The sequence below is a fragment of the Pseudarthrobacter sp. 10T415 genome, assembly GCF_056394175.1.
This window is the reverse complement of sequence record NZ_JBFTHJ010000001.1, coordinates 297,423-323,041: the sequence shown is the minus strand read 5'-3', so window position 1 is coordinate 323,041 and position 25,619 is coordinate 297,423. Positions and strand designations below refer to the sequence as shown.

The window sequence follows — 25,619 nt, the reverse complement described above, 5'->3', positions numbered from 1 at the left end:
CAGCCTATGCGCCAGCAGACAGGACGGCGGTGACAGGCTGCAGCGCGACGATCCACGAGCCGGCCACGATAGCCGAAAAAAGGAGAATCCATACACCGGAGGGAACATGGGTGGCCCTGTACAGCAGGTAGGCGTCGGAGGTGGCAAGCTGGCTCCGCCTGCGCAGGTGCACGTGGGCCAGTTTGATGAGGTCCCGCACCGCCCCAACCAGCAAGGCCAGTCCAAGGATGACGGCGACGTGCCCAGTGAATTCCCTGGGCACAACGAGGATCATGGCCAGGGTGGCGCCAATCGCTGCCAGCGTGATGAGGAATCCGGCAAGGTTGCGCAGAAACACCAGCGTGGCTGCAAGGGCGAGGCCTCCGGCGGCGATGGCAGCCGGCCCCCAGCCGCTGAATCCGCACACCACAAACACCGCGCCGGCCGCCGCGGGCACAGGGTACCCCCAGAAGCATGACCACACAGTGGCCAGCCTGCTGCGGCTGTATGTGGTGGTGGTGCCGGAATGATCGAGGCGCAAATGGATGCCGGAGAGCCGCTGTCCGCTCGTTACGGCGGCAAAAGCGTGTCCGAGCTCATGCGTAGCCGTGGTCAGGAGGCCAAAGTACTTCCAGGAGCGCCGGGGTACGGACAGCGCAGTCGCGGCCAGTAACGCCAGCACAAGTTCGGTCAGGGTGACGAGGGGCGGCGCCGTGCGGGTGAAGGATGCCAGCAGGACCTGCCACAGGTCGGCGGTCCCGTTCATCCGGGCGTGCCACGTCTAATGATTAAGGTGCCGTCCATGGCTCCAACGCTACCGGGCCACGCTGGACGTCCCCTTTAAAGCCGGAAGGCACGCCGGGTGGCGTGCCTTCCGTTGCGGCCGGATCCGGAAGGATCCGAAGGGTTCCTGGTGCCTAGCCTTCGCACTCGGTGCAGTAGCTGTGACCATCCTTCTGGCGGGCTATCTGGGACCGGTGACGGACCAGGAAGCAGGAGTAGCAGGTGAATTCGTCGTCAGCCTGCGGAATGACCTGCACCACGAGCTCTTCGGCAACGAATTCGCCGCCCGGTACGCCCGCGCTGTCGAGCCCGTCAGCCTCATCCAGCTCAAGGACGACACTTCGCGCATCGGGAGCATTCGCTGACTGGAGCTGCTCGAGCGAGTTGTCCTGCGACTCCTTGACGTCGGAGCGCAGTTCATCATAATCGGTTGCCAATTTAGGTGCTTCTCTTTTCTTTGGTTGGCCTGTCGCGTATGAAACGTACAGCATCAAGGGGGTATTCCCCAAGAGAGGGAGTATATTTGCCGCCGCCTGGGTACAGGTTCCATGACGCGGCCGGCCCACCACCACTGGATGGTTTCCGCGCCGGAAGCGGTGGGCGCACCAGCAGTTGTGCGCCCAAAGGATCCGAAAGGACGCACGTGGAACTACTCACGGCAGGTTTTGGCGGTGCCGCCCAGGTAGCAACGGGCGTTGGGCCCGTATTGGAGAAATTCGACGGCATCTCGCGGATTGCCGTCCTTCGCGGCGGCGGGCTGGGTGACCTGATCTTCGCTGTTCCCGCGATGGCGGCACTAAAAGCGGCCTATCCGGAGGCAGCCCTGACGCTCCTCGGCACGCCGGTTCATGAGGCGCTTTTGGCTGCTGTCGAAAGCCCGGTGGACGATTTTTGTCTGCTGCCGTTTGCCGAAGGCGTCCGGCCCGGTGTTGAAGATCACTCAGAGCTGGAAGGCTTTTTTGACCGGCAGCGGGCACGACGGTTTGATCTCGCTGTACAGCTTCATGGCGGTGGACGGTACTCGAACCCCTTCCTGCTACGCCTGGGAGCACGCCACACTGTGGGTACCCAGACGGCGGATGCCGCAGGCCTGGAGCGGACCGTTCCCTATATCTACTATCAGCATGAGCCCCTGCGTGCCCTGGAGGTGGCAGGGTTCGCCGGCGCCGTACCCGTGGACCTTGAAGCGAGGCTTGTCCCCGCGGCAGGGGTGCGGGGCACACGCCACGCAACCAACGACGACGGCGCGCAGCCCCTCGTGGTGATCCATCCGGGCGCAACCGACCCCCGGCGTCGTTGGCCCGTTGAGCGCTTTGCCCAGCTTGCCGGCGCATGCGCCGCGGACGGCTGCCGCGTCCTGGTCATCGGCGACGACAGCGAACGGGAGCTGGGAGAACAGATCGCTGCGACAGCCGCCTCAACATCCGTGGAGTCCCTGGCGGGCAAGCTCTCCATGGCCGAACTGGTGGGCCTGCTGGCCGGCGCCTCGGTGGTGGTGGGCAACGACAGCGGCCCGCGCCATCTCGCCCAGGCGTTTGGTGTGCCAACGGTGGGCGTTTTCTGGGTGGGTAACGTCATCAACGCCGGTGCCCTGGGGAGGTCAATGCACCGTGTGCACCTTTCCTGGTTTACGGCGTGTCCCACGTGCGGGATCGATATAACGCAGGTGGGCTGGACGGCACCGCGGTGTGCGCATGACGATTCAATCGTCGCCGGGGTGGAGGTCAGGGGGGTCTACGAGGATGTGCGGAACCTGGTGGCCACTGCCGTACGAAAGTCACTCGCATGAACGGGGGAGCGGTGCCCGCGGACGCTGCGGGCAGTGGTAAAGCCGACAGGCCGGAATTGCTGGTGCTCCGGGCGCTGAAACTCGGCGACCTGCTAGTAGCCGTTCCGGCGTTGAAGGCCATCCGCCGGGCCTTCCCGGAGCACAGGCTCCGCTACGCAGCCCAAGGGTGGCTGTCCGAGGCACTGGGCCTGGTTGGCGGTTATGAGCTGCTGCCCACGCACGGGCTCGACGAGCCGCTGGCCCTTCGACCCGGAGTGGTGGACGTGGCAGTGAACCTCCACGGAAACGGTCCGGAAAGCGCCGGCAGGATCGAGGCGCTAAGGGCCCGGCGGACCATCGCCTACCGCAGTGGCAACCTTGACGGCCCGCCATGGCGGGCAGAACTGCATGAGCGCGAGCGCTGGGCACATCTGCTGTCCTGGCACGGGATCGAAACTGATCCCACAGATCTTCGGCTTGAACATCCGCAGGTTCCCAACCCGGCGCCGGGAGCAACCGTGGTGCATGTTGGTGCCGCCTACGGCAGCCGCCTCTGGCCAGCCGAAAGATTCGCCGCCGTTGCCGCGGAACTCGCACAGGCCGGCCACCACGTGGTCTTCACCGGCGGAGAGGGAGAACGGGACCGCGCACATGCTGTCTGCGGGCTGGCTGGTCTCCCGTCGGAATCCGTTCTCGCCGGCAGCCTGGGTTTGGCCGGGTTCGCCGCCGTCATTGCCGGCGCCAGGCTCGTCATTTCCGCCGACACCGGTGCCGCGCACCTGGCGTCGGCCTATGGCACGCCCTCGGTGGTGCTCTTCGGCCCGGCGCCGCCGGAAATCTGGGGTCCCCCACCTGGCCCGCACGTTGTGCTCACCAAGGCAAAGCTCCGCCGCGGGGATACCTTTTCCGACGTCCCGGACCCGGCCCTGCTGGCCGTGGAGGTTGACGATGTCATGGCGGCGGTAGGCGGCCTCGGCCTGCTGCCGGCTTGAGCAAAATTTGTGGATATGGGAAGCGCCGGGCGGCGTCGTCAATCCTAAAATGGAGTCATGGGCACCGAGATTGGCATTGCCTTGGTATTGCTGACAGCGTTCGCCTGGATGGCCGGGACGCTGGTAATCCTCTCCGCCATCGACCGGCCGGAACGCAAAGCCCGCCGCCAGGAGCGGCGTGACACCCGGGCTGGAGAGCACAGACGGAAAGTCGAGTACCGTCCCGTCGCAGCGGGCTCCCGCCCGGAGGGCCGCAGGAGACATCCCCGGACCCGGAAGCTGCGTCCGCACTGACGCACCCTGTGCGCTGTGTCACCAACGTGATCGCAGTCCACGTGGAGTCATGTGGGAAACACTTCGTAGAAATCCGGATGAAGTTTATCCATCGAACGGACTTTTGGCTCCTTTTACCCCTACGATGGTCTGGCATCACTCTGTCTACCATTCCGGGGGGAATAAATGAGCTATCCGCAATACCCTAACCAACAGCAGCAGCAGCAGCAGCAGGCGACGTCCTACCAGCCCGGCGGAGAGCCGCCGCTGTGGGCTCCGTACTACGGCGCCACGCTGCCCATTGCCGCCAAGCGGTTCTTCAAGAAGTACGCCACCTTCTCGGGCCGGGCCAGCCGGAGCGAGTACTGGTGGTGGGCCCTGATCGGCTTTGCCGTCAGCGTCGTCCTGAACATCATCATGCAGGTCGGCGGCGCGGCGGGTGCCACCGTCGCCGCGAACGGTTCCACTGTTCCCGGGCCGGGTTTCCTGGTGGGCTCCATCATCGCCTTCGTGTGGGGCCTGGCAGTGCTGGTGCCGTCACTGGCTCTCCTGGTCCGCCGCCTGCACGATGTCAACATCAGCGGCTGGCTGGTGCTGATCATCCTGGTCCCGTTCCTGGGGGCCCTGGCGCTCGTCGTCATTGCCATCCTGCCGTCCAACCCGGCCGGACAGCGGTTCGACCAGCCCACGGGCCACTAGCCACACGGCCTTGACGAAAGGGAGCCTGATCGTTTCGATCAGGCTCCCTTTTGTATGCAGGAAACCGTGGGGTTCCGCAAGCGTCACGCGGCGGCCTAGGCTGGCGCTGTGGAGTGTGAGGTGAGCGGTATTCCGTTGCATTACGAGGCATTCGGCGACGGCGTGCCGGTCCTGGTCCTGCACGGCGCCGGCGTGGACCATCGGGAGATGGCCGCCGTCTTTGAGCCGGTATTCGGCAGGCTGCCTGGCTACCGGAGGATTTACCCGGATCTGCCGGGCATGGGCCGCACGCCGGCGCCCGCAACACTTGCGGGTGCCGATGACGTGCTCGAAATTTTGCTCGGTTTCGTCGACGCCCTCATCGGCCCGGCGCCGTTCCGGCTCATCGGCCACTCTGCCGGCGCCCACTTTGCCCGTGCCATAGCGGGCAAAAGGGTGCGGCAGGTGGCCGGGCTCGGCCTGGTCTGTCCGCTGGAAGGGAACGCCAGGGACGTTCCGGAGCATAAGGTCCTGGTTGCCGCCGTAGAACCGGAAAAGCTGTTGGACACCGAAGAGGCCGCATCGTTTGGGGAGTACTTCGTGGTCCAGACGCAGGCAACGCTGGACCGCTATCAGGAGGCGGTGGCTCCCTCCCTGGGATTGGCGGACGAGGCGGCGCTGGACCGGATTTCGCGGCAGTGGGAGTTTCGCGGCACCGCTGCTGACAGCCAGCCGTATTCGGGTCCTGCGCTCATCCTTGCCGGCCGGCAGGACGCCACGGTGGGCTACACCGGCGCATGGGACCTCCTTCAGCTCTACCCCCGGGCCACTTTCGCCGTGCTTGACCAGGCAGGACACGCGCTCCCGCATGAGCAGCCGGACCTCCTCGAAGCATTGGTTACCGAGTGGCTGGGCCGTTCAGTCAGCCAGAAGCCGGTCCCGCCCGGCGCCTAGGCGTCAACGGCCGAGGGCTGCCGCCAGATACGGCGCGGTGCGGCTACCTGAGGCCTGCGCCACGTCTTCCGGCGAGCCGGTTGCCATGATCCGCCCGCCCTGGTCCCCTCCGGACGGCCCCAGATCGATGACCCAATCCGCGGCGGCAACTACCGACATCTCATGTTCGACCACTACCACTGTGTTCCCCGCGTCCACGAGGCCGTGCAACTGGGCCATCAGGAGCTGGACGTCCGCCGGGTGGAGGCCCGTGGTGGGTTCGTCCAGCAGGTACAGGGTGTGCCCGCGCTGGGCGCGCTGGAGCTCGGTGGCCAGTTTGATGCGCTGGGCCTCGCCGCCGGAAAGTTCCGTGGCCGGCTGTCCCAAGCGAAGGTAGCCCAGCCCCACATCCTGCAGGCATTTGAGGCTGCGGGCCGCTGCGGGGACCCCTGCCAGGAACTCTGCTGCGAGGTCCACTGTCATGCCCAGGACGTCAGCCACATTCCTGCCGAGGTATTCCACCTCCAGCGTGGCGGGGTTATAGCGGGATCCTTCGCACTCGGGGCAGGGTCCGTAGCTCCCCGGAAGGAACAGGAGCTCCACTGCCACAAACCCCTCGCCCTGGCACGTCTCACAACGGCCTCCCGCGACGTTGAACGAAAACCTGCCGGCGCCGAACCCCTTGGCTTGGGCGGCTTCAGTACCCGCGAATACTTTGCGGACAGCATCGAAGAGGCCCGTGTAGGTTGCCAGGTTGGAACGGGGCGTCCGGCCGATCGGTTTCTGGTCAACTGTGACCAGCCGGTCGATGGTGTTGCTCCCTTTGACCGCACGTATGTGAAGCGGCTCCGCCGGCCCGTCCTGTTCCCCTGCTGTCCTGTCAGTACTGAGTGAGGCAGCCACCACGTCGCCGAGAACGCGGCCAACGAGGGTGGATTTGCCGGAGCCTGATACCCCGGTCACGGCCGTCAGGACTCCGAGGGGAAAACGGGCGTCCAGCCCTTGCAGGTTGTGCTGCCTGACACCTTCCAGCTCCACCCACCCGGCCGGTTCACGCGGTTCATCGCTCCGGGACCGAGAAGACGGGACGGATGGCTGTGGCGCATCGAAGAGGAACGGGCGGGTCACGGATGCTTCAACCCCGGCCAGTCCTTCCACCGGGCCGCTGTACAGCACTTCACCGCCACCTTCTCCGGCGCGCGGGCCAACGTCCACCAGCCAGTCTGCCCTGCGGACAACGTCCATGTTGTGCTCCACCACGAAGACGGAGTTGCCGGAGGACTTCAGTTGCTCCAAAACTTCCAGCAACGGCTCCGCGTCTGCGGGATGGAGTCCTGCTGACGGCTCATCGAGGACATAGATCACTCCGAACAGTCCTGAGCGCAACTGGGTGGCGATCCGCAGCCGCTGCATCTCGCCCGGCGAGAGGGTGGGGGTTCCCCGGCCCAAAGCCAGGTATCCCAGCCCAAGGTCCAGGAGTACGTTGATCCGCTGAAGCAGGTCCCGTGTGATGGTGACAGCCACTTCGTTTGACTCACCGGAACGCTGGGTGCGCGAGGCTGTGCCGGCCTGGGCCAGTTCACTGGTCGGACGGACGATGTCCGCCAGGTCTGCCAGCGGGAGTGCGTTGAACTCCGCAATGGTCCTGCCGGCGAAGGTGACGGCCAGGGCCTCGGGAATCAGCCCGGTGCCCGAACAGCGCCGGCAGGGACCTGACTCCATGAATGCCAGGACCCGGTCCCGCATGGATGCGCTTTGCGAGTCGGCCAGAGTATGAAGCACGTAGCTCCGTGCGCTCCAGAACCGGCCTTTGTAGGGCTTGGCAACCCGGTCACGCTGCGGCGTTACCTCCACCACCGGTTGTTCTTCCGTAAAGAGAATCCAATCGCGGTGCTTCTTGGGCAGTTTGCGCCACGGGACGTCGATGTCGTAACCAAGGTGGGTCAGGATGTCCCGCAGGTTCTTTCCCTGCCACGCGCCGGGCCAGGCGGCAATGGCCCCGTCCCGGATGGTGAGGGACGGATCCGGGACCAGCGACTGTTCAGAAACCGTGTGGGCAACTCCGAGGCCATGGCATTCCCTGCAGGCGCCTGCGGCCGTGTTGGGGGAGAAGGAGTCCGAATCGAGCTGGCTGCTGCCTTCAGGGTAGGTGCCGGCCCGGGAAAAGAGCATGCGCACCGAGTTGGAAAGGGTAGTGACAGTTCCTACCGTGGAGCGGCTGCTCGCTGTGCCGCGGCGCTGTTGAAGCGCGACGGCGGGCGGCAGCCCGCTGATCAGCTCTACCTTCGGATTGTGGCCCTGTTGGATAAGGCGCCTGGCGTAGGGGGCCACGGATTCGAAGTAGCGGCGTTGGGCCTCGGCGTAAATTGTGCCGAAGGCCAAAGACGACTTACCGGAGCCCGAGACGCCGGTGAACGCAACGATGGCGTCCCGCGGAACGTCCACGCTGACGTTGCGGAGGTTGTTTTCCCGGGCACCGCGGACCCGGACAAAGCCGTCCGACTGGTGCGCGGGGGTGGTCAGCTGGGAATCGTCAGTGTGCTGTGCGTTCGGCATTGTCTTGACTCTAGTAGCGAAGCCGGGTGCTGGACGATTTGCCAGCAGGAAGCGAAGTGACCGAACTCATAGCCGAAACTGCAGCGTGACAAGGTTGCGCCAAAACCGGGGCACAAAAAAGCCCCGGAAAATCACTGATTTTCCGGGGCTTTCCCTTGTGCGCGGAGGGGGACTTGAACCCCCACCCCCTTTCGAGGACTAGCACCTCAAGCTAGCGCGTCTGCCATTCCGCCACCCGCGCAGGTGGTAATCCGGGAAGCGTGTCCGTCTTTCAACGTTTCGCGCCTCTCCGAAGCAGCGAGAAAAACTCTAACATGACTTTCCGGGAACAACGAATCGGGCCAACTGGGTAGGCTGAGGGCAACGCTTTCGCGTGTGCAAACCAGCCGATTAACCCAGCGAGGAGCCCCCATGCCTGACGTCCTGCCCGAGGATGAAGTTGTCCGGATCTGCCAGGAACTCATCCGCATTGACACGTCCAACTACGGGGACGGCTCAGGCCCCGGCGAACGGGCGGCGGCTGAGTACGTTGCAGGGCTCATTGAAGAAGTCGGGCTGGATGCCGAACTTTTCGAATCCGAGCCGGGCCGGGCCAACGTGGTCACGCGGATGGCCGGCGAAGACCCGTCGGCCAGCGCCCTCGTGGTCCACGGCCACCTCGACGTGGTGCCCGCCCTGCGCGACCAGTGGTCCGTGGACCCATTTGGCGCCGAACTGAAGGACGGGTTGATCTGGGGCCGCGGCGCCGTCGACATGAAGGACATGGACGCCATGATCCTTTCGGTCCTGCGCAGTTTTGCCCGCACAGGCACCAAGCCCAAGCGGGACATTATCTTCGCCTTCTTTGCGGACGAGGAGGCCGGCGGCGCACTGGGCGCACGGTACGCCGTGGAGAACCGCCCGGAACTTTTCGACGGCGCCACGGAGGCCATCTCCGAAGTGGGCGGGTTCTCGGCAACCATCGGTGGCCAGCGGACCTACCTCCTGCAGACTGCCGAAAAGGGAATCTCCTGGCTCCGGCTCGTTGCCCACGGCAGGGCAGGGCACGGTTCGCAGATCAACACGGACAACGCAGTGACCCGCCTGGCCGCCGCGGTAACCCGGATCGGCGAATACAAGTGGCCCATCGAGCTGACGCCAACCACGCGCCAGTTCCTCGACGGGGTCACCGAACTCACCGGCGTCGAGTTCGACGCCGAGAATCCGGACCTGCTCCTGGACCAGTTGGGCACTGTGGCGCGCTTCGTGGGGGCGACCCTCCAGAACACCACCAACCCCACGCTCCTCAAGGGCGGCTACAAGCACAACGTCATCCCGGAGTCCGCCGAGGCCCTCATTGACTGCCGGACCCTCCCGGGCCAGGAGCAGCAGGTCCTGGAAATCGTCCGCGAACTTGCGGGCAACGGCGTGGACGTCAGCTACGTCCACAACGACGTGTCCCTGGAAGTCCCGTTCGCGGGCAACCTCGTGGACTCCATGATCGATGCACTCCACTCGGAGGATCCGGGAGCGAAGGTCCTGCCCTACACGCTTTCCGGCGGCACCGACAACAAGTCCCTCAGCCGGCTCGGCATCACCGGCTACGGCTTTGCGCCCCTGATGCTTCCGGACGACCTCGATTTCACCGGCATGTTCCACGGCGTCGACGAACGCGTTCCCGCCGATTCGCTGAAGTTCGGTGCCCGCGTCCTGAACACCCTTCTCACCAATTACTGACAGGAAATCCCATGACCCCCGAGGACGTGCTGCCGGAACCGCTCCTGGAGAAGATCCGCGGGCGGGCCGCGGACTATGACAGGAACAACGGTTTCTTCCACGAGGACCTGCGGGACCTCGCGGAGGCCGGGTACCTCAAGCTCTTCGTGCCTGCGGACGACGGCGGCCTGGGCCTTGGCCTCGCTGCGGCGGCGCAGTGCCAGCGCAGGCTGGCAACGGCAGCGCCGGCCACCGCCCTTGCCATAAATATGCACCTGGTGTGGACCGGCGTCGCGCACGTCCTGAAAGCCCGCGGCGACAACTCCCTGGATATCGTCCTGGACGAGGCAGCCCAGGGCGAGGTCTTCGCGTTTGGAAACTCCGAGGCGGGCAATGACTCGGTGCTGTTCGATTCCCGGACCGTGGCGGCTCCGTTGCCCGGCGGGGGTTACTCGTTCACCGGCACCAAGATTTTCACCAGCCTTTCGCCCTCCTGGACACGGCTGGGGATCTTCGGCAAGGACGCAGCGGCAAGGGACGGCGCGGGGGAGCTGGTCCACGGCTTCATCACCCGCCAGGCGGAGGGGTACCGCATCCTTGACGATTGGGACACGCTGGGCATGCGGGCCAGCCAGTCCGCCACCACCGTCCTGGACGGTGTGGAAGTCCCGGCGGAGCGGATCTTCCGGAAGCTGCCTGTTGGCCCCAACGCCGACCCGCTCATCTTCGCCATCTTCGCCTGCTTCGAGACGTTGCTGGCAGCCGTCTACACCGGCTTGGGGGAGCGGGCGCTGACCCTGGGCGTGGAAAACGCCAAACGCCGCACGTCATTGAAGAACGGCGGCCGCAGCTACGCGCAGGATCCGGACATCCGCTGGAAGGTGGCGGACGCCGCCATGGCGATGGACAACCTGTATCCGCAGCTGGCATCCGTCACGGCGGATGTTGATGCGCTGGCCGAGCACGGAGCGCAGTGGTTCCCGAAGCTGGTGGGGCTGAAGGTGAACGCCACGGAAACCGCCCGGCGCGTCGTGGACCTGGCCATCAGGGTCAGCGGCGGGTCCAGCTACTTCCGCGGGTCCGAGCTGGAGCGGCTCTACCGCGATGTGCTGGCCGGGATGTTCCATCCGTCCGACGACGAATCCGCCCACAACACCGTGGCCAACGCCTGGTTGGGTCCGCTGGACGGCTAACCCGTCCGGAGCAGTGTCCTAGACGGTCCTCTGGACCTGCATGACCCGGCGGCGGAGCCAGAAGCGCCGGCCACCGCCCATGTACAGCTTGCTGCGCTCCAGTTCCCACTTGCCGTATTCGGAGTGTTCCACCAGGCGGCGGCGCGCCTCAGGCAGGGACTCGTTCGGACTTACGGTCAGCACGAGGTATTCGTACTGCCTCAAATAGTCCCGTTCCCGCTGGACCGAGCTGGTGAGAAATTGTTCCTTCATTGCTCTCCATTTTCGTCCTTTTCCCGCTAACGTGAAGTCATGAGCATCGATCCGCGTGTCGCGCTTTCGTCCCTGACCACCGCTTTGGAAGAACACCTTATAGCAGCATCGAACCGGCGCGGAGATGGTGATCCCTCCGTGGAGGCAGCCTTTTTTGCCGTGGCAGATGCCTTCGAAGTTTATGAAGACGCCCTCTACGAGGCCTACAACGAAGTGACCCCGCTTCAGGTCTTCGACGACGAGGACGACGAAGACGAAGACAGCGACGTGGACGACGAGGATCTGGAGATCGTCGAGGAGTAGCCCGGGGGCCGGCCCAGGTTATGACGCGGCGGACACGTCTTCCAGTGCCCGCGCAATCTCGGGCGGTAACGGAGACAGTTGGGCTTCGAGGATTTCCTTGAGCTGGACGGGCGTCCGGGGACCCACCACCGCGGTGGCAACTCCGTGTTGCGCCAGCAGCCAGCCCAGCGCCACGTCCTGCGGCGTCCGGCCCAGGCCCTTCGCTGCCGTGCATACTGCCTCCACTGTGCGCGACGGCCTTTCCGCCAGGTACTGCTCGACGGACGCGGACCCTGTTGCGGACGCGCCGCGTGAACCAGACGGAATGCTGCCCCGGTATTTCCCTGTGAGTACGCCCCGGCCAAGGGGTGCGCAGGCCATCAGGCCCATGCCTGCGTCCTCCACGGCCGGTATGAGTTCTGCCTCGGGACCGCGGTGCAGAAAGGAGTATTCGGCCTGCGCCGCCACGAGGGGGAAGCCGGCCAGGACCGCTGCCTTCGCCGCCTGCCATCCGGTGTAATTCGAGATGCCGGCATACCGGGCGCGGCCGCTGCGGACAGCAAACTCCAGGGCGGAGAGGGTCTCCTCCAGCGGAACGTTGCCGTCCCAGGCCTCGGCGAACCAGATGTCCACGTAGTCGGTGCCCAACCTCGCGAGGCTTGCGTCAAGGCCGGTGAGCATCGCATTCCTGGACGTGTCGATCCCGCGCCGACCGTCCGGCGTCGTCATTCCCGCCTTCGTGGAAATGGTCAGCCCGGTGCGGGAGACGACGTCGCCCAGCAGGGAGCCCAGCATCGCCTCGGACCGGCCCTCGGCATACGATGCCGCCGTGTCCACGTGCCGGCCGCCGGAATTCAGGAAGGTCCGCAGCAACTCCGAGGCGTCCTGTTCGTCGGTTTCCCCGCCCCACGTCATGGTGCCGAGCGATAAGGCTGAAACCCGCAATCCACTGTTGCCGACGTAACGCTGCTGCATAGCAGCAAGCTTACGGGCAGATGCACGCATGCCCATGCCGTAGGGTCTTAGCGTGAACTGGTTTGAGGCGGCCCTGCTGGGCCTTGTGCAGGGACTGACCGAATTTCTACCGATTTCATCAAGCGCGCACCTGCGGATCGTGGGGCAGTTCCTGCCCAACGCGGAAGACCCCGGGGCAGCATTCACGGCCATCACCCAGCTGGGCACTGAAACGGCCGTCGTTGTCTATTTCTGGCGGGACATTGTCCGCATCGTTAAGGCGTGGGCGGGTTCGTTGGCCGGAAGGGTGTCCCGGCAGGACCCGGATGCCCGGATGGGATGGCTGGTCATCCTTGGCAGCCTTCCCATCATCGTCCTCGGGCTGCTGTTCCAGGACCAGATCGAATCGGTGCTGCGCAGCATGTGGATCGTGGCCACCATGCTGATCGTCTTCGGCCTGATCCTCGCCGTGGCCGACGCCGTGGGAAAGCAGGAGAGGGACCTCACCCAGCTGACCTACAAGCACGGCATCCTCTACGGATTTGCCCAGGCGATGGCCCTCATTCCCGGTGTTTCCCGCTCCGGCGGCACCATTACCGCCGGCCTCCTCATGGGCTACACCCGCGAAGCGGCCGCCCGGTACTCCTTCCTCCTGGCCATCCCCGCTGTCTTTGGCAGCGGCCTGTACCAGCTCTACAAGGTGGTATCCAAGGACGGCATCACGGGCCCCTACGGATTGCCCGAGACGGCGTTGGCCACCGTCATCGCTCTCGTGGTGGGCTACGTCATCATTGGCTGGTTCCTGAAGTTCGTCTCCACGCGCAGTTACCGGCTGTTCGTCTGGTACCGGATCTTCCTGGGCCTGGCCCTGTACCTGCTGCTCGGTTTCGGCGTCATCAGCGCCTAGCACTAGGCTTGGTCTGTGAAATCCTGGACTTCCCGCCCCGTTCCAACCCTGCCCGGCACCATGCCTGCCATCCGCTTGTTCGACACCGCAGCAGGCCACGAGGTGGTACTGGAGTCCGGGGACCGGCCTTCGATGTACGTCTGCGGCATCACCCCGTATGACGCCACCCATATGGGCCATGCGGCCAGCTATGTCGCCTTCGACCTGCTGAACCGCGCCTGGCGGGACGCCGGCAAGGACGTGGACTATGTCCAGAATGTTACGGACGTCGATGATCCGCTCCTGGAACGCGCAACGGCCACCAACGTGGACTGGCGTGAACTCGCGCAGAGCCAAATCGATCTGTTCCAGACCGACATGGAAGCACTGAACGTCCTCTCACCTGACCACTACGTGGGAGCGGTGGAATCCATCAGCCTCATCGTGCCGGAGGTGGAACGGCTGGTCAGCCAGGGCCTCGCTTACACAGTTCCGGGAACCAACGGCGAGCCTGACGGAGACGTCTATTACGACGTCGAAGCGGCCGGAAAGCAGTCCGTCGCCCCCGATGCGTGGAGCCTTGGTTCCATCTCGGGACTGTCCGAAAGCGAAATGCTGGAACTCTTTGCCGAACGTGGCGGGGACCCCGGCCGGTCCGGCAAGCGACAGGCGCTGGATCCCTTGCTTTGGCGGGTGGCGCGGGACGGCGAACCCAGCTGGCCGGGCGCCAGCCTCGGCGACGGCCGCCCCGGGTGGCACATCGAGTGCACCGTGATTGCGCAGAAGTACCTGCCCGCACCTTTCACCGTCCAGGGCGGCGGCTCGGACCTGATCTTTCCCCACCATGAGATGGGTGCCGGTCACGCTTATTCGCTGGCCGGGGTACCCCTGGCCAAGCACTACGCGCACGCCGGCATGGTGGGCCTGGATGGCGAAAAGATGAGCAAGTCCAAGGGCAACCTGGTCCTCGTCTCCAAACTTCGTGCAGCAGGGGAGGAACCCGCTGCCATCCGCCTGGCGATCCTGGCCCACCATTACCGGTCGGACTGGTCCTGGACGGACGAGGGATTCGCCGCAGCCAAGGCAGACCTGGCCTCCTGGCGCCACGCACTGGATCACGCCCCGCAGGGGTCCGCGGCCCCCTTGGTGGAAGAGATGCGGGCAGCCTTGGCGGCCGACCTGGACGCCCCCGCGGCCGTCGCGGCGGTGTCGCGCTGGGCACGGCAGGCGAACGACGGCGGCGCTCCGGCCAGCGCCTCAGACCAGGCTTTGGTGAGGGACGCCGTCAACGCCCTCCTCGGGGTTCAGCTCTAGGCTTCTACGCACCGTTATTAACGGAAAAGGGGCCCTGCCGGAATGTATTTCCGGCAGGGCCCCTTTCGTCAGTGGTCAGGGTCTGTCCTGGCCCCGCCGTTTAAGGTAACGCTCGAATTCCCTGGCGATGGATTCGCCGGTGGCCTCCGGAAGGTCGGCCGTGTCCTTGGCCTCTTCCAGCTGGCGGACGTACGCCGCGATCTCCGGGTCCTCGGTGGCCAGTTCGTCCACGCCGCGCTCCCAGGCGTCCGCTTCCTCGGCCAGTTCGTGGGTGTCCAGCGGCACCTGGAGCAGTTCCTCGATGCGGTGCAGGAGTGCCAGCTGGGCTTTGGGGGATGGCGCCTGCGCCACATAGTGCGGGACGGCGGCCCACAGCGACACCGTGGGAAGCCCGGCCAGCAGTGCCACTTCCGACAGGACGCCGACGATGCCGACAGGCCCTTCATACTGCGACGCTTCCAGGTTCATGCGCTCCCGCAGCGGTGCGTCATCCGACGACGTGCTCACCGGTATGGGCCTGCTGTGTGGCACGTCGGCCAGCAACGCCCCCACCAGCACCACGTAGTCCACGTTCAGGGCTTCGGCGTGCACCAGCAGCTCAGCCGTGTAGGCCCGCCACTTGTAGGACGGCTCGGTGCCCTGGACAAAGATGACGTCCACGTTGGAATTGGGCGCACTGGCTTTATAGATACGGGTGGAAGGCCATTTGATCTTCCGTTCCCCTGCCGAGTTCCTGCGCACCGTGGGCCGGGTGAACTGGAAGTCGTAATATTCGTCGGCGTCGATGGACGCAACCTTTTTGCCGCCCCACAGCTTGTTGAGGTACCGCAGCGAGTCGCTTGCGGCCTCCCCGGCGTCGTTCCAGCCTTCAAAGGCGGCCAGCATCACCGTGACTCGCTGCCCCCCGGCAACTGGCTGCAGGAACCGTTCCCGCTCGGGTCCGGCACCCGTATCGGCGGTGTCTCCCTCGAAGCTATTCATTCCATCACCCTACGTCCAAGGAGTGCGGGCGTGCAGGGAATGAAGCGCCGCAACATCGGCAACCACCAGCCACAACAGGCCTTACCAGCCGCGTATTCGCCAAGGGCGTAGCCCTCAGGGACCGCCCAGCATGTCCCCGTAGACTTGGGACATGCAACTTCCAGGCCCCGAATCACCGCTCAAAGCCGTCCTCTGGGACATGGACGGAACCATCGTGGACACGGAGCCATACTGGATTGCCGCCGAACACGCGCTGGTTGAAGCCCACGGCGGCACCTGGTCCCACGAACAGGCCATGCAACTGGTGGGGCAGTCCCTGACCTTCTCCGCCGGACTCCTGCAGAAGGCCGGCGTTGCCCTCAGCATCCGGGACATCATCGACCACCTCACCGCCGAGGTAGTCAGCAGCGTGCGTCAAGAGGTGCCGTGGCGCCCCGGGGCCCGCGAACTCCTCGAAGACCTCCACCTCGCCGGTGTCCGGTGTGCCCTGGTGACCATGTCCGAAGGTCCGCTGGCCCGCCAGGTGGTGGACAGCCTTCCCCGCCCCTATTTCGAGTTCCTCGTCACCGGCGATTCCGTCAGCCGCGGCAAGCCACACCCGGAGGCGTACCTGACCGCCGTCGAACGGCTTCAGGAGACGGACCCGCACCTGCACCTTGGACACTGCGTGGCGCTGGAGGACTCGGCGCCCGGCGTGGCCGCGGCCGTTGCGTCAGGGGTCACCACAGTGGCCATTCCGCACATCGTCCCGTTGCCCGAGCACTCCCACTACACGCTGTGGGACACGCTGGCCGGACGTTCCCGCACAGACCTCGAGGAACTCCTCGCCGCCGCGGACAAGGCAAACCCTGCTGCCGGGCCGGCAACCGCCGTCGGGACCACACCGTGACGGCGCCGGCGCCCGGAGGACCCGGCATGCGGGAACCGGCAACCCCGGAAGCTGCGGCACCGGGCCGCCGTGAAGGGATTCCCCTGGGCCGGATCGCCGGTGTGCCGGTGGTCCTTGCATACTCGTGGTTCATCATCGCCGCGTTCACAGTCATTGTGTACGGGCCGGTGCTGCAACGGAATTACCCACATCTTGGGACCGGTGCCTTCATTGTCGCTTTCGGCTATTCGGTCCTTCTGCTCATTTCGGTCCTGGTGCACGAACTGGCCCACGCGCTCAGCGCCAGAGTCTACGGCTGGCCGACACAGAAGATCGTGCTCAACCTGTGGGGCGGACATACGCAGTTCGAGAGCTTTACTGCTTCCCCTGGACGTTCCGTAATAGTTGCCCTGGCCGGACCGGGGGTCAACTTCGTCCTTGCAGGAGCTGGCTGGCTACTTCTTCCGTACCCGCCGCCGGACAGTGCGGTTGGAATCCTCAACAACATCTTCATGTGGGCTAATTTCCTCATCGGCGCTTTCAACGTCCTCCCCGGTCTCCCGCTCGATGGCGGCCGCCTGGTCGAGTCAGCCGTATGGAAAGCGACCGGCAGCCAGGCGAAGGGCACGGTGGCCGCAGGCTGGGCGGGCCGCATCATCGTCGTGGCGCTGGTGGCCTGGTTCATTTTCCGGCCCATGTTAGCCGGGAGCGATCCGGACTTCATGATGGTGATAATCACGGTCCTGGTGTGCAGCTTCCTGTGGATGGGAGCCTCGGCGTCAATCCAGCAAGGCACCCTCCGGGCGCGCCTGCCGCTGGTAACTGCCGCGGGACTTTCCACGCCGGCCATGGCTGTGCCCGCCACGGCTTCTGTCCGGGACCTCCTGGGCTTCGGCGCGGCGGCCCACAAGTCGGTGGTTGTCTGCGGCCCCGACGGCCGGCCGCAGGGCGTTGTTGATCCGGCCGCCCTGGCCTCTGTTCCCGAAGCAGCGGCAGGATCCACTCCCGTCACCGCCGTCGCCTTTGCGCTGGCCCCCGGCGCCTACGTCCCGGAATGGTCGAAGGGGCAGGAACTCATCCAGTTCCTCGCCCAGGTTGAGGGCAAGCACTACGCCGTGGTTGACCACAACGGGGCGGTGACCGGACTGCTGACGCAGGACGCCGTCCTCGCCGCCATTACGGGGAAGAACCGCCGCACCCGCCAGGCCTAGGAGCCCGGGCAGCCCTCCCGCGAGCAGCGAAGGGGCCGGAACCGGTAGAGTTACCTGCCGGTGTGCCATGCCGCCGACGCAATCACCAGGCAGCCATGCGCAGGCACCACAGGTTTACAGGAGTGAGGAACATCATGAGCAGCGAAACTGCCGTCAACGACGCCACAGCAGCAGCCGGGGCCGGTGGCGCAGCCAGCGGTTCACAGCCGGTCGGAGCCGCACGGCGCCGCGGACCCTTCCGTGAAGGCGAACGCGTCCAGCTGACCGACGAGCGGGGCCGGATGAACACCGTCACCCTTGAACGCGGCGGGGCCTTCCACACCCACAGGGGCTTCCTGAACCACGACGAGATCATCGGCAAAATGGACGGCTCCGTTGTGGTGAACAACGTTGGCCAGCAGTACCAGACGCTCCGCCCGCTGCTCTCGGACTTCGTCCTGTCGATGCCGCGCGGCGCCGCCGTCGTCTACCCCAAGGACGCCGGGCAGATCGTCACCATGGCAGACATCTTCCCCGGCGCCCGCGTCGTTGAAGCAGGCGTCGGCTCCGGCGCCCTGTCCATCTCCCTGCTCCGCGCCGTAGGGGACCAGGGCTACCTGCACTCCTTCGAACGCCGGGAAGAGTTCGCGGACATCGCCCGCGGCAACGTGGAAACAATCTTCGGCGGCCCGCACCCGGCCTGGCAGATCTCCCTGGGCGACTTCCAGGAAGAGGTGGTCCGCAGCGAAGCCCCCGGCTCCGTGGACCGCGTGGTCCTGGACATGCTGGCACCCTGGGAATGCCTCGACGCCGTTGCCACCGTGCTGGCCCCCGGCGGCGTCTGGATCAACTACGTCGCCACCGTCACCCAGTTGTCCCGCACCGCTGAAGCCATCCGCGCGGACGGCCGGTTCACCGAACCGGACGCCTGGGAATCAATGGTCCGTGGCTGGCACCTCGAAGGCCTCGCCGTACGCCCGGACCACCGCATGGTGGCCCATACCGGGTTCCTGCTGGTCACCCGGCGGCTCGCCGACGGCGTCACCGGCATCTCCGTCAAGCGCCGGCCCTCGAAAACCGAGTTCAACGAAGAAGACGTCAACGCCTGGACCCCCGGTGCCGTGGGGGAGCGGGCCGTGTCGGACAAGAAACTTCGCCGCGCCGCCCGCGATGCGATTGCCGGGACCAACATCAAGGACACCCCCGAGGTCACGAACTAGTCCACATTTCGGGAGTCTCCATCCCTAGCTGCCCTCTTGGGACTAATGTCTTAAGAGAAGAGCAGGAAGGGGCTGATGCATCATGGAGACACCGAACCAGGACTCCGGACGTACACCGGCAGAGCAATTTGCCGCCAATGACCTCTCGGTTGCCGACCGCCAGGTCAACATCCTCCGGGACAAACTCAGGCACATCGACCGCCAGTTGGCTGCGGCAACGCAGAACAACACCAAGCTGGTCAGCATGCTTGAAACAGCGAAGGCGGAGATCCTCCGCCTTAAGAACGCGCTGGACCAGGAGGGGCAGCCACCTTACAGCTTCGGCACCATCCTGCAGCTGAACCCGCGGCGGCAACCGGCCCCGGGCAGCAGCGGGCAGGCGGCCACGGAGGAGTCAGCGGACATCTTCAACGCAGGCCGGAAGATGCGCGTCGGCCTCAGCCCCCTGGTGAACATCAACCAGCTTGCCGTGGGGCAGGAGGTCCTGCTGAATGAGGCCCTGCTGATAGTGGCGGGCCTGGGCTACGAACGTGCCGGCGAGCTCGCCACGCTCAAGGAAATGCTCGGGGCGGACAGGGCACTCGTGGTGGGCCGGGCCGACGAAGAACGCGTGGTCCGGCTCTCGGGTGCCCTGTTGGCACAGAAGCTCCGCGTGGGCGATGCCCTGTCCATCGATTCACGGACAGGGTACGCACTGGAGAAGGTGCCCCGCTCAGAGGTGGAGAACCTCGTCCTCGAAGAAGTTCCGGACATCACTTACGAGGACATCGGCGGCCTTGGCCCGCAGATCGAACAAATCCGTGACGCCGTGGAGCTGCCGTTCCTCCACCCCGACCTCTACCGTGAGCACGGCCTGAAGGCCCCCAAGGGCATCCTCCTCTACGGCCCCCCGGGCTGCGGCAAGACCCTGATCGCCAAGGCGGTGGCCAACTCGCTGGCAGCCCGCGCCGCCGAGCGCTCCGGCAACGTGGACCTGAAAAGCTACTTCCTGAACATCAAGGGCCCGGAGCTGCTCGACAAGTACGTGGGCGAAACGGAGCGCCACATCCGGTTGATCTTCGCCCGTGCCCGTGAAAAGGCGTCGGACGGCAGCCCCGTTGTGGTCTTTTTCGACGAGATGGATTCGCTGTTCCGGACCAGGGGCACAGGCATCTCATCCGACGTCGAGACCACCATCGTCCCGCAGCTGCTCAGCGAGATCGACGGCGTGGAACGGCTGGACAACGTGATCGTGATCGGGGCCTCGAACCGCGAGGACATGATCGATCCCGCCATCCTCCGGCCCGGCCGCCTGGACGTCAAAGTCAAGATCCACCGACCCGATGCCGAAGCGGCTGCGGACATCTTCAACAAATACATCACACCGGACCTGCCGTTCCACGAGTCTGACCTTGCCGAGCACAACGGCGACGTGCAGGCCACAGTGGACGCCATGGTGCAGCGGACCGTGGAGGCCATGTACTCCACCGACAAGTCCAACGAGTTCCTCGAAGTGACCTACGCAAACGGGGACACTGAGATGCTGTACTTCAAGGACTTCAACTCCGGCGCCGTCGTCCAGAACGTGGTGGACCGTGCCAAGAAGTACGCCATCAAGGACCTGCTCACCAGCCAGCAGAAGGGGCTTCGGATCGAGCACCTGCTGCGTGCAGTGGTTGATGAGTTCCGGGAGCACGAAGACATGCCCAACACCACCAACCCTGATGACTGGGCAAGGATCTCCGGCAAGAAGGGCGAACGGATCACCTACATCCGGACGATTGTCCAGGGCAAGGCCGGGCAGGAACCCGGCAAGTCCATCGAAACCACGCCCACCACCGGACAGTATCTGTGACGGCTGCACCGGACCCGGCGGGCGGGGGAGGCCTTCCCGCCGGCGGCGCCATGCGGGTCATGGGCGCAGAAACCGAATATGGGATCCACGCTCCGACTGCACCCACGGCCAACGCCACCATGATGAGTGCCCGGGTGGTCCAGGCCTACGCCCAGGTCACCCGGCAACGCGCGGCGGGCGGAGCGGAAACCCGCTGGGACTATACGGACGAGGAACCGCTGCATGACGCCCGCGGGTGGACCGTTGACCGGGAATCTGCCCATCCCAGCCAGCTCACTGACCAGCCACCCGTTCTTGACGCCGAAGCGGTGGCGTTGGCCTACGGCCGGGAGGACCTGGACCTCGATGGCCAGGACGAGTCCGGATCCCTCCTGATGAACATGGTCCTCGGCAACGGGGCACGCCTCTACGTGGACCATGCGCACCCCGAGTATTCCAGCCCCGAGGTCACGAACCCCCGGGACGCCGTGGCATGGGACGCTGCGGGGGACCTTGTGGCGCTGGCAGCGGTCCGCCGGCTCGCCGCTGACCCGGACCTGCCGCCCGTGAATCTTTACAAGAACAATACGGACAACAAATCGGTGTCCTACGGGTCCCACGAGAACTACCTCATGCCACGCTCGGTTCCCTTCGCCGACATTGTCCGGGGACTGACGCCCTTCTTCGTGAGCCGCCAGGCTGTGTGCGGCGCCGGACGCCTGGGCATTGGCCAGGACAGTTCGACAGCGGGTTACCAGATCAGCCAGCGCGCGGACTTCTTCGAGGCCGAGGTGGGGCTGGAAACAACCATCCGCAGGCCGATCATCAACACCCGGGATGAACCGCACGCCACGGCGGACAAGTACCGGCGGCTCCACGTGATCATTGGCGACGCCAACCTCAGCCAGGTCTCCAACTACCTCAAGTTCGGAACCACGGCAATGGTGCTGAGCCTCATTGAGGCCGGGCTGGCACCGAAGGTCGAAGTCCACGAGCCCGTGCGGGCGCTGCAGGCAATCAGCCACGACACGTCCCTGACTGCCACCGTGCGCCTGGCGGACGGCCGCCGGGTCACCGCCCTCGATTTGCAGTGGATGTACCACGAAGCGGCCGCCAAGCTGGCCCAGGAAACCGGCGTGGGCGACGCCGTGGATGGTGACGGCCATACCCACGAGGTCCTTGAGCGCTGGGCTGAAGTCCTCACGCAGTTGGACAGCAACCGGGCCGCCGCGGCGTCCTCGGTGGAATGGCTCGCCAAGCTTTCGCTCCTGGACGGCTACCGTCAGCGTGATGGCCTGGAATGGGATGATGCCCGGTTGGGACTGGTGGATCTCCAGTGGGCCGATATCCGTCCGGAGAAGGGCCTCTACTACCGGATGCTGGCACGGAACCGGATGCAGCGCGTGGTGGAGGACGCCGCCATCTCGGCAGCGGTGGGGCAACCGCCCGCTGACACCCGGGCGTTCTTCCGCGGCAAGTGCATCAGCAGCTTCGGCAAGGATGTAGTGGGGGCCAGCTGGGACTCCGTCATCTTCGATGTCCCGGGCTACGGGCGGCTGCAGCGGGTGCCCACCCGCGAGCCCCTTCGCGGTACAAAGGCGCTGACGGGGGCCCTGTTTGAGCGCTACCGCGAGGCCGGTCCGTTCCTCGGTGAACTGCTGGGACACAACACCGCTCCGCCTGCGGCATAAACCGCACGGGACGCCCCGGGGCGTGGCAGGATGGGCATATATTGGTGGATCGGCCGGATCCGCCGGCAACAAGAGGGAAGGGATAGCAATGGCAGGCCAGGAGCAGCAGCAGCCGCAATCACGCGACAGCCAGGTCGACGAAGACATTCCCGAGGCACCGCCCGCACCCCCGGAGGCGCAGGCCTCGGCATCGACCGAAGGCGTGGACGACCTGCTCGACGAAATCGACGGCGTCCTTGAATCGAACGCCGAGGAATTCGTCCGGGCTTTCGTCCAAAAGGGCGGCCAGTAACCCGGACCCCGGATGGTGGCGGAAGCCGCGGACGGCCGGAATCTGTACCGACGTTGAACACCACGTTTTAGGAGTGCATGAGTGCAGGAATCAACCGCCAACAAGGTAGCCGCGAACGCCACCTCGTCATTCACCGAACACCTTCAGCGCGACCGGCCGGAGCTTCTGCCGTTCAACCGCCCAGGGCAGGGCGGCGCTACGGCTGCCGCCCCGCCCCAGGTGCCCCATGCCACCACTATCGTTGCCATGAGCTACAGCGGCGGCGTGCTGATGGCGGGGGACCGGCGGGCCACCATGGGCAACGTCATTGCCAGCAGGCACATCGAGAAAGTGTTCCCGGCTGACCGGTACTCCGTCCTGGGCATCGCCGGCACCGCGGGCATCGCCATTGACCTGACGCGGCTGTTCCAGGTGGAACTGGAACATTACGAAAAAATCGAGGGAACCCTCCTCAGCCTTGAAGGTAAGGCGAACAGGCTGGGAGCCATGATCCGCGGGAACCTTCCCCTGGCCCTGCAGGGTTTGGCTGTAGTACCCCTTTTCGCCGGCTTCGACACCAGCGCCGGTGTCGGCAGGCTGTTCTCGTACGACGTCACCGGGGGCCGGTACGAAGAACACGAACACCACACGGTGGGTTCCGGGTCGGTCTTCGCCCGTGGAGCCCTCAAGAAACTTTGGCGCCCCAACCTCTCCGCAGAGGAAGCCGTCTCAGTCGCCATCGAGGCTTTATTCGACGCCGCAGATGACGACTCCGCCACGGGAGGCCCGGATACCGTGCGCAGGCTCTGGCCTGTGGTGTACACGGTGGACAGCACCGGCACCCGCCGCGTGGCAGAGGAACAACTCGCCGCGGCCTCACTGAGCGTCATCGAGGCCCGCACCGTTGCCGGACGGGAGGCCTGATATGACGCAGCAGTTCTATGTCTCTCCCGAACAGCTGATGAAGGACCGTGCGGACTTCGCACGGAAGGGCATCGCGCGCGGAAAGTCAGTGGTGGTGATCAGCTGCGAAGACGGCATCGCCCTGGTGGCCGAAAACCCCTCTCCCTCACTCCACAAAATCGGTGAGATCTACGACAAGATCGCCTTCGCCGCCGTCGGCAAATATAACGAGTTCGAAAGCCTGCGCCAGGCCGGAGTGCGCTATGCGGACGTTCGCGGCTACTCGTACGACCGCGAGGATGTCACCGCCCGCGGACTTGCCAGCGTGTACGCCCAAAGCCTTGGCGCCGTGTTTACCGCCGAACAGAAGCCGTTCGAAGTTGAACTGGCAGTGGCCGAGGTTGGTGCCACGCAGGCTGAGGATCATTTGTACCGGCTGACGTTCGACGGCTCAATCGCGGACGAACACAGCTTCGTGGTGATGGGTGGCCAGGCTGACCGCGTCGCCTCAGCCATTGACCAGGGCTGGCGGGCGTCACTGGGCTTCCCGGACGCCGTCCGCCTCGCCCTCAACGGCCTCGCTCCCGCACCCGAGGCTGAAGAAACGGCCAAGCCGGTCCCGGCACGCGCGATTGAAGTGGCGGTCCTTGACCGGCACTCAGAGGAAGTCCGCGGCGCCCGCCGCGCCTTCCGCAGGCTCAACGACGCAGACATCACTGCATTGCTGGCGTAGGAGGAGAGATGGACAAGAGAATCTTCGGCATCGAAACAGAATTCGGAATCTCGTATTCAAGCCCCGATTCGAGGCCTCTTGCCCCGGAGGAGGTAGCCCGCTACCTGTTCCGCAAGGTTGTCAGCTGGGGCCGTTCGTCCAACGTATTCCTCACAAACGGTTCCCGGCTCTACCTGGACGTCGGATCCCACCCCGAGTACGCCACGGCAGAGTGCGACGATCTTGCCCAGCTCATTGCGCATGACCGCGCCGGCGAACTCATCCTGGACGACCTCGTGGACGAAGCACAGGCCCGCCTCGCCGCCGAGGGCTTCAACGGCACGGTCTACCTGTTCAAGAACAACACCGATTCCGCCGGCAACTCCTACGGCAGCCACGAGAACTACCTGATTCCGAGGCGGGGTGAGTTCTCCCGGCTCGCCGAGATTCTGATCCCGTTCCTGGTCACCCGCCAGCTCATCGCCGGGGCCGGGAAGATCCTGAAGACACCGCACGGGGCAACCTACGCTTTTTCCCAGCGGGCGGACCACATCTGGGAAGGCGTATCCTCCGCCACCACCCGGTCGCGCCCCATCATCAACACCCGGGACGAGCCGCACGCGGACGCTGAGTTCTACCGCCGGCTGCATGTCATTGTGGGCGATTCCAACATGTCGGAGACCACCGCCCTGATGAAGGTTGGCACCGTCGACCTGGTCCTGCGGATGATCGAAGCCGGCGTCATCATGCGGGACATGCGGATGGAAAACCCCATCCGCAGCATCCGCGAAATCTCCCACGACCTCAGCGGCCGCGCACTGGTCAGGCTGGCCAACGGCCGCCAACTGACAGCACTGGAAATCCAGCAGGAGTACCTGACGAAAGTCACCGCGTTCGTGCGGGAACATGGTGCCCACAACCCCCACGTACCGCTGATCCTGGACTTGTGGGAGCGCACGCTCAAGGCCATCGAAAGCGGCGACACACGCAGCATTGACACCGAAATTGACTGGGCCATTAAGAAGAAGCTCATGGACAGCTACCGCGAACGCCACGGGCTGGGCCTGGATGCGCCGCGGATTGCCCAACTGGACCTGACCTACCACGACATCTCGCGGAGCCGGGGCCTGTACTACCTGCTGCAGTCCCGTGGAGCCGTCCGCCGCCTGGTGGACGACACCGTAGTCAAGGACGCCGTGGACGCACCGCCGCAGACCACCCGGGCCAAACTCCGTGGCGACTTTGTCCGCCGGGCGCAGGAGCTGGGACGTGACTACACGGTGGACTGGGTGCACCTGAAGCTGAACGACCGTGCCCACCAGACAATCCTGTGCAAGGACCCGTTCAGGAGTGTTGACGACCGGGTTGATGCCCTCCTGGACTCTATGGGCTGACACCCAGCTTCACGGGCTATTCTGGATAAGGCCCTTTT

General features: G+C 65.3%; 25 protein-coding genes and 1 tRNA gene. 19 read left to right on the top strand and 7 right to left on the bottom strand.

Going from position 1 to position 25,619, the window contains the following annotated elements:
* Positions 1 to 4: 4 nt before the first annotated feature.
* Together AC1DBN_RS01540 and AC1DBN_RS01535 are read right to left on the bottom strand one after the other, a co-directional pair.
* Positions 5 to 745, bottom strand: coding sequence for a M50 family metallopeptidase (locus AC1DBN_RS01540; RefSeq protein ID WP_477722467.1), 741 nt, complete (start codon positions 743 to 745; stop codon positions 5 to 7).
* A gap of 151 nt (positions 746 to 896) precedes the next feature.
* Entirely contained in the window at positions 897 to 1,199 is a 303-nt protein-coding gene (locus tag AC1DBN_RS01535) for a DUF4193 domain-containing protein (protein ID WP_015937093.1), read from the bottom strand.
* Positions 1,200 to 1,405: 206 nt separating this feature from the next.
* On the opposite strand from AC1DBN_RS01535, the gene AC1DBN_RS01530 reads away from it, so the two are divergent.
* The 5 genes from AC1DBN_RS01530 (at position 1,406) to AC1DBN_RS01510 (ending at position 5,427) form a co-directional block, all read left to right on the top strand.
* Entirely contained in the window at positions 1,406 to 2,551 is a 1,146-nt protein-coding gene (locus AC1DBN_RS01530; RefSeq protein WP_091720220.1) for a glycosyltransferase family 9 protein, read from the top strand.
* Positions 2,548 to 3,522, top strand: coding sequence for a glycosyltransferase family 9 protein (locus AC1DBN_RS01525; RefSeq protein WP_091720221.1), 975 nt, complete (start codon positions 2,548 to 2,550; stop codon positions 3,520 to 3,522). The genes AC1DBN_RS01530 and AC1DBN_RS01525 overlap by 4 nt, the downstream gene beginning before the upstream one ends.
* 57 nt (positions 3,523 to 3,579) lie before the next feature.
* Positions 3,580 to 3,816, top strand: a complete 237-nt coding sequence (locus AC1DBN_RS01520) for a hypothetical protein (RefSeq protein WP_091720223.1) — start codon at positions 3,580 to 3,582, stop codon at positions 3,814 to 3,816.
* Between the two features lie 165 nt (positions 3,817 to 3,981).
* Positions 3,982 to 4,494 carry a DUF805 domain-containing protein gene (locus tag AC1DBN_RS01515; RefSeq protein ID WP_314216454.1) on the top strand — a complete coding sequence of 171 codons (513 nt, stop codon included), beginning with the start codon at positions 3,982 to 3,984 and terminating at the stop codon, positions 4,492 to 4,494.
* Positions 4,495 to 4,614: 120 nt separating this feature from the next.
* Positions 4,615 to 5,427, top strand: a complete 813-nt coding sequence (locus AC1DBN_RS01510) for an alpha/beta fold hydrolase (RefSeq protein WP_091720228.1) — start codon at positions 4,615 to 4,617, stop codon at positions 5,425 to 5,427.
* Positions 5,428 to 5,430: 3 nt separating this feature from the next.
* On the opposite strand, the gene uvrA is transcribed toward AC1DBN_RS01510, so the two are convergent.
* Both uvrA and AC1DBN_RS01500 read right to left on the bottom strand, forming a co-directional pair.
* Positions 5,431 to 7,962 carry an excinuclease ABC subunit UvrA gene (gene uvrA, locus AC1DBN_RS01505; RefSeq protein WP_091720231.1) on the bottom strand — a complete coding sequence of 844 codons (2,532 nt, stop codon included), beginning with the start codon at positions 7,960 to 7,962 and terminating at the stop codon, positions 5,431 to 5,433.
* Positions 7,963 to 8,120: 158 nt separating this feature from the next.
* Positions 8,121 to 8,203 (bottom strand) — tRNA-Leu (locus AC1DBN_RS01500).
* Between the two features lie 170 nt (positions 8,204 to 8,373).
* On the opposite strand from AC1DBN_RS01500, the gene AC1DBN_RS01495 reads away from it, so the two are divergent.
* Positions 8,374 to 9,678 carry a M20/M25/M40 family metallo-hydrolase gene (locus AC1DBN_RS01495; RefSeq protein WP_091720233.1) on the top strand — a complete coding sequence of 435 codons (1,305 nt, stop codon included), beginning with the start codon at positions 8,374 to 8,376 and terminating at the stop codon, positions 9,676 to 9,678.
* An 11-nt stretch (positions 9,679 to 9,689) separates the two neighbouring features.
* Positions 9,690 to 10,850, top strand: a complete 1,161-nt coding sequence (locus AC1DBN_RS01490; RefSeq protein ID WP_477722466.1) for an acyl-CoA dehydrogenase family protein — start codon at positions 9,690 to 9,692, stop codon at positions 10,848 to 10,850.
* Between the two features lie 18 nt (positions 10,851 to 10,868).
* Here AC1DBN_RS01490 and AC1DBN_RS01485 read toward each other — a convergent pair whose 3' ends face one another.
* Positions 10,869 to 11,102: a DUF5703 family protein gene (locus AC1DBN_RS01485; RefSeq protein ID WP_015937102.1), complete on the bottom strand. Its 234-nt coding sequence runs from the start codon at positions 11,100 to 11,102 to the stop codon at positions 10,869 to 10,871.
* Positions 11,103 to 11,141: 39 nt separating this feature from the next.
* Between AC1DBN_RS01485 and AC1DBN_RS01480 the strand changes: the two genes are divergently transcribed.
* Positions 11,142 to 11,405, top strand: a complete 264-nt coding sequence (locus AC1DBN_RS01480) for a hypothetical protein (RefSeq protein WP_015937103.1) — start codon at positions 11,142 to 11,144, stop codon at positions 11,403 to 11,405.
* A gap of 18 nt (positions 11,406 to 11,423) precedes the next feature.
* Here the strand turns inward: AC1DBN_RS01480 and AC1DBN_RS01475 are convergent, their stop codons facing one another.
* Positions 11,424 to 12,359: an aldo/keto reductase gene (locus AC1DBN_RS01475; RefSeq protein ID WP_091720239.1), complete on the bottom strand. Its 936-nt coding sequence runs from the start codon at positions 12,357 to 12,359 to the stop codon at positions 11,424 to 11,426.
* Positions 12,360 to 12,411: 52 nt separating this feature from the next.
* On the opposite strand from AC1DBN_RS01475, the gene AC1DBN_RS01470 reads away from it, so the two are divergent.
* Together AC1DBN_RS01470 and mshC are read left to right on the top strand one after the other, a co-directional pair.
* Positions 12,412 to 13,245 carry an undecaprenyl-diphosphate phosphatase gene (locus tag AC1DBN_RS01470; RefSeq protein WP_091720241.1) on the top strand — a complete coding sequence of 278 codons (834 nt, stop codon included), beginning with the start codon at positions 12,412 to 12,414 and terminating at the stop codon, positions 13,243 to 13,245.
* A gap of 15 nt (positions 13,246 to 13,260) precedes the next feature.
* Positions 13,261 to 14,538, top strand: a complete 1,278-nt coding sequence (mshC, locus tag AC1DBN_RS01465) for a cysteine--1-D-myo-inosityl 2-amino-2-deoxy-alpha-D-glucopyranoside ligase (protein WP_091720244.1) — start codon at positions 13,261 to 13,263, stop codon at positions 14,536 to 14,538.
* A gap of 75 nt (positions 14,539 to 14,613) precedes the next feature.
* Here mshC and AC1DBN_RS01460 read toward each other — a convergent pair whose 3' ends face one another.
* Positions 14,614 to 15,519 (bottom strand): PAC2 family protein, encoded by a 906-nt coding sequence (locus AC1DBN_RS01460; RefSeq protein ID WP_091720247.1) that lies wholly within the window; start codon positions 15,517 to 15,519, stop codon positions 14,614 to 14,616.
* A gap of 151 nt (positions 15,520 to 15,670) precedes the next feature.
* Here AC1DBN_RS01460 and AC1DBN_RS01455 point away from each other — a divergent pair, with 151 nt between their 5' ends.
* From AC1DBN_RS01455 to pafA, 9 genes are all read left to right on the top strand, one after another.
* Positions 15,671 to 16,408 (top strand): HAD family hydrolase, encoded by a 738-nt coding sequence (locus AC1DBN_RS01455; RefSeq protein ID WP_091720249.1) that lies wholly within the window; start codon positions 15,671 to 15,673, stop codon positions 16,406 to 16,408.
* 26 nt (positions 16,409 to 16,434) lie between these two features.
* On the top strand, positions 16,435 to 17,598 hold the full coding sequence (locus AC1DBN_RS01450; protein WP_091720252.1) for a site-2 protease family protein: 1,164 nt from the start codon (positions 16,435 to 16,437) through the stop codon (positions 17,596 to 17,598).
* A gap of 134 nt (positions 17,599 to 17,732) precedes the next feature.
* On the top strand, positions 17,733 to 18,797 hold the full coding sequence (locus AC1DBN_RS01445; RefSeq protein ID WP_091720255.1) for a tRNA (adenine-N1)-methyltransferase: 1,065 nt from the start codon (positions 17,733 to 17,735) through the stop codon (positions 18,795 to 18,797).
* Positions 18,798 to 18,879: 82 nt separating this feature from the next.
* The gene (gene arc, locus AC1DBN_RS01440) at positions 18,880 to 20,631 is read left to right on the top strand and encodes a proteasome ATPase (protein WP_091720258.1); all 1,752 of its coding nucleotides are present in this window, start codon (positions 18,880 to 18,882) and stop codon (positions 20,629 to 20,631) included.
* Between the two features lie 50 nt (positions 20,632 to 20,681).
* Positions 20,682 to 22,301 (top strand): depupylase/deamidase Dop, encoded by a 1,620-nt coding sequence (dop, locus tag AC1DBN_RS01435; RefSeq protein ID WP_314216467.1) that lies wholly within the window; start codon positions 20,682 to 20,684, stop codon positions 22,299 to 22,301.
* Positions 22,302 to 22,389: 88 nt separating this feature from the next.
* A complete protein-coding gene (locus tag AC1DBN_RS01430; RefSeq protein ID WP_015937113.1) occupies positions 22,390 to 22,593 on the top strand; it encodes a ubiquitin-like protein Pup in 204 nt (67 codons plus the stop codon).
* Between the two features lie 81 nt (positions 22,594 to 22,674).
* On the top strand, positions 22,675 to 23,496 hold the full coding sequence (gene prcB / locus AC1DBN_RS01425) for a proteasome subunit beta (protein WP_091720264.1): 822 nt from the start codon (positions 22,675 to 22,677) through the stop codon (positions 23,494 to 23,496).
* 1 nt (position 23,497) lies between these two features.
* A complete protein-coding gene (prcA, locus tag AC1DBN_RS01420) occupies positions 23,498 to 24,208 on the top strand; it encodes a proteasome subunit alpha (protein ID WP_091720267.1) in 711 nt (236 codons plus the stop codon).
* An 8-nt stretch (positions 24,209 to 24,216) separates the two neighbouring features.
* Positions 24,217 to 25,581 (top strand): Pup--protein ligase, encoded by a 1,365-nt coding sequence (gene pafA / locus AC1DBN_RS01415; RefSeq protein WP_091720270.1) that lies wholly within the window; start codon positions 24,217 to 24,219, stop codon positions 25,579 to 25,581.
* Positions 25,582 to 25,619: the final 38 nt, after the last annotated feature.

What these genes read in the sequence shown, in the direction of transcription:
- AC1DBN_RS01540 (WP_477722467.1), bottom strand. Translation starts at nt 745, where the DNA reads ATGAACGGGACCGCCGACCTGTGGCAGGTCCTGCTGGCATCCTTCACC.
- AC1DBN_RS01525 (WP_091720221.1), top strand. Translation starts at nt 2,548, where the DNA reads ATGAACGGGGGAGCGGTGCCCGCGGACGCTGCGGGCAGTGGTAAAGCC.
- AC1DBN_RS01520 (WP_091720223.1), top strand. Translation starts at nt 3,580, where the DNA reads ATGGGCACCGAGATTGGCATTGCCTTGGTATTGCTGACAGCGTTCGCC.
- AC1DBN_RS01515 (WP_314216454.1), top strand. Translation starts at nt 3,982, where the DNA reads ATGAGCTATCCGCAATACCCTAACCAACAGCAGCAGCAGCAGCAGCAG.
- uvrA (WP_091720231.1), bottom strand. Translation starts at nt 7,962, where the DNA reads ATGCCGAACGCACAGCACACTGACGATTCCCAGCTGACCACCCCCGCG.
- AC1DBN_RS01495 (WP_091720233.1), top strand. Translation starts at nt 8,374, where the DNA reads ATGCCTGACGTCCTGCCCGAGGATGAAGTTGTCCGGATCTGCCAGGAA.
- AC1DBN_RS01490 (WP_477722466.1), top strand. Translation starts at nt 9,690, where the DNA reads ATGACCCCCGAGGACGTGCTGCCGGAACCGCTCCTGGAGAAGATCCGC.
- AC1DBN_RS01485 (WP_015937102.1), bottom strand. Translation starts at nt 11,102, where the DNA reads ATGAAGGAACAATTTCTCACCAGCTCGGTCCAGCGGGAACGGGACTAT.
- AC1DBN_RS01480 (WP_015937103.1), top strand. Translation starts at nt 11,142, where the DNA reads ATGAGCATCGATCCGCGTGTCGCGCTTTCGTCCCTGACCACCGCTTTG.
- AC1DBN_RS01475 (WP_091720239.1), bottom strand. Translation starts at nt 12,359, where the DNA reads ATGCAGCAGCGTTACGTCGGCAACAGTGGATTGCGGGTTTCAGCCTTA.
- AC1DBN_RS01460 (WP_091720247.1), bottom strand. Translation starts at nt 15,519, where the DNA reads ATGAATAGCTTCGAGGGAGACACCGCCGATACGGGTGCCGGACCCGAG.
- AC1DBN_RS01455 (WP_091720249.1), top strand. Translation starts at nt 15,671, where the DNA reads ATGCAACTTCCAGGCCCCGAATCACCGCTCAAAGCCGTCCTCTGGGAC.
- AC1DBN_RS01450 (WP_091720252.1), top strand. Translation starts at nt 16,435, where the DNA reads ATGCGGGAACCGGCAACCCCGGAAGCTGCGGCACCGGGCCGCCGTGAA.
- AC1DBN_RS01445 (WP_091720255.1), top strand. Translation starts at nt 17,733, where the DNA reads ATGAGCAGCGAAACTGCCGTCAACGACGCCACAGCAGCAGCCGGGGCC.
- arc (WP_091720258.1), top strand. Translation starts at nt 18,880, where the DNA reads ATGGAGACACCGAACCAGGACTCCGGACGTACACCGGCAGAGCAATTT.
- dop (WP_314216467.1), top strand. Translation starts at nt 20,682, where the DNA reads ATGCGGGTCATGGGCGCAGAAACCGAATATGGGATCCACGCTCCGACT.
- AC1DBN_RS01430 (WP_015937113.1), top strand. Translation starts at nt 22,390, where the DNA reads ATGGCAGGCCAGGAGCAGCAGCAGCCGCAATCACGCGACAGCCAGGTC.
- prcA (WP_091720267.1), top strand. Translation starts at nt 23,498, where the DNA reads ATGACGCAGCAGTTCTATGTCTCTCCCGAACAGCTGATGAAGGACCGT.
- pafA (WP_091720270.1), top strand. Translation starts at nt 24,217, where the DNA reads ATGGACAAGAGAATCTTCGGCATCGAAACAGAATTCGGAATCTCGTAT.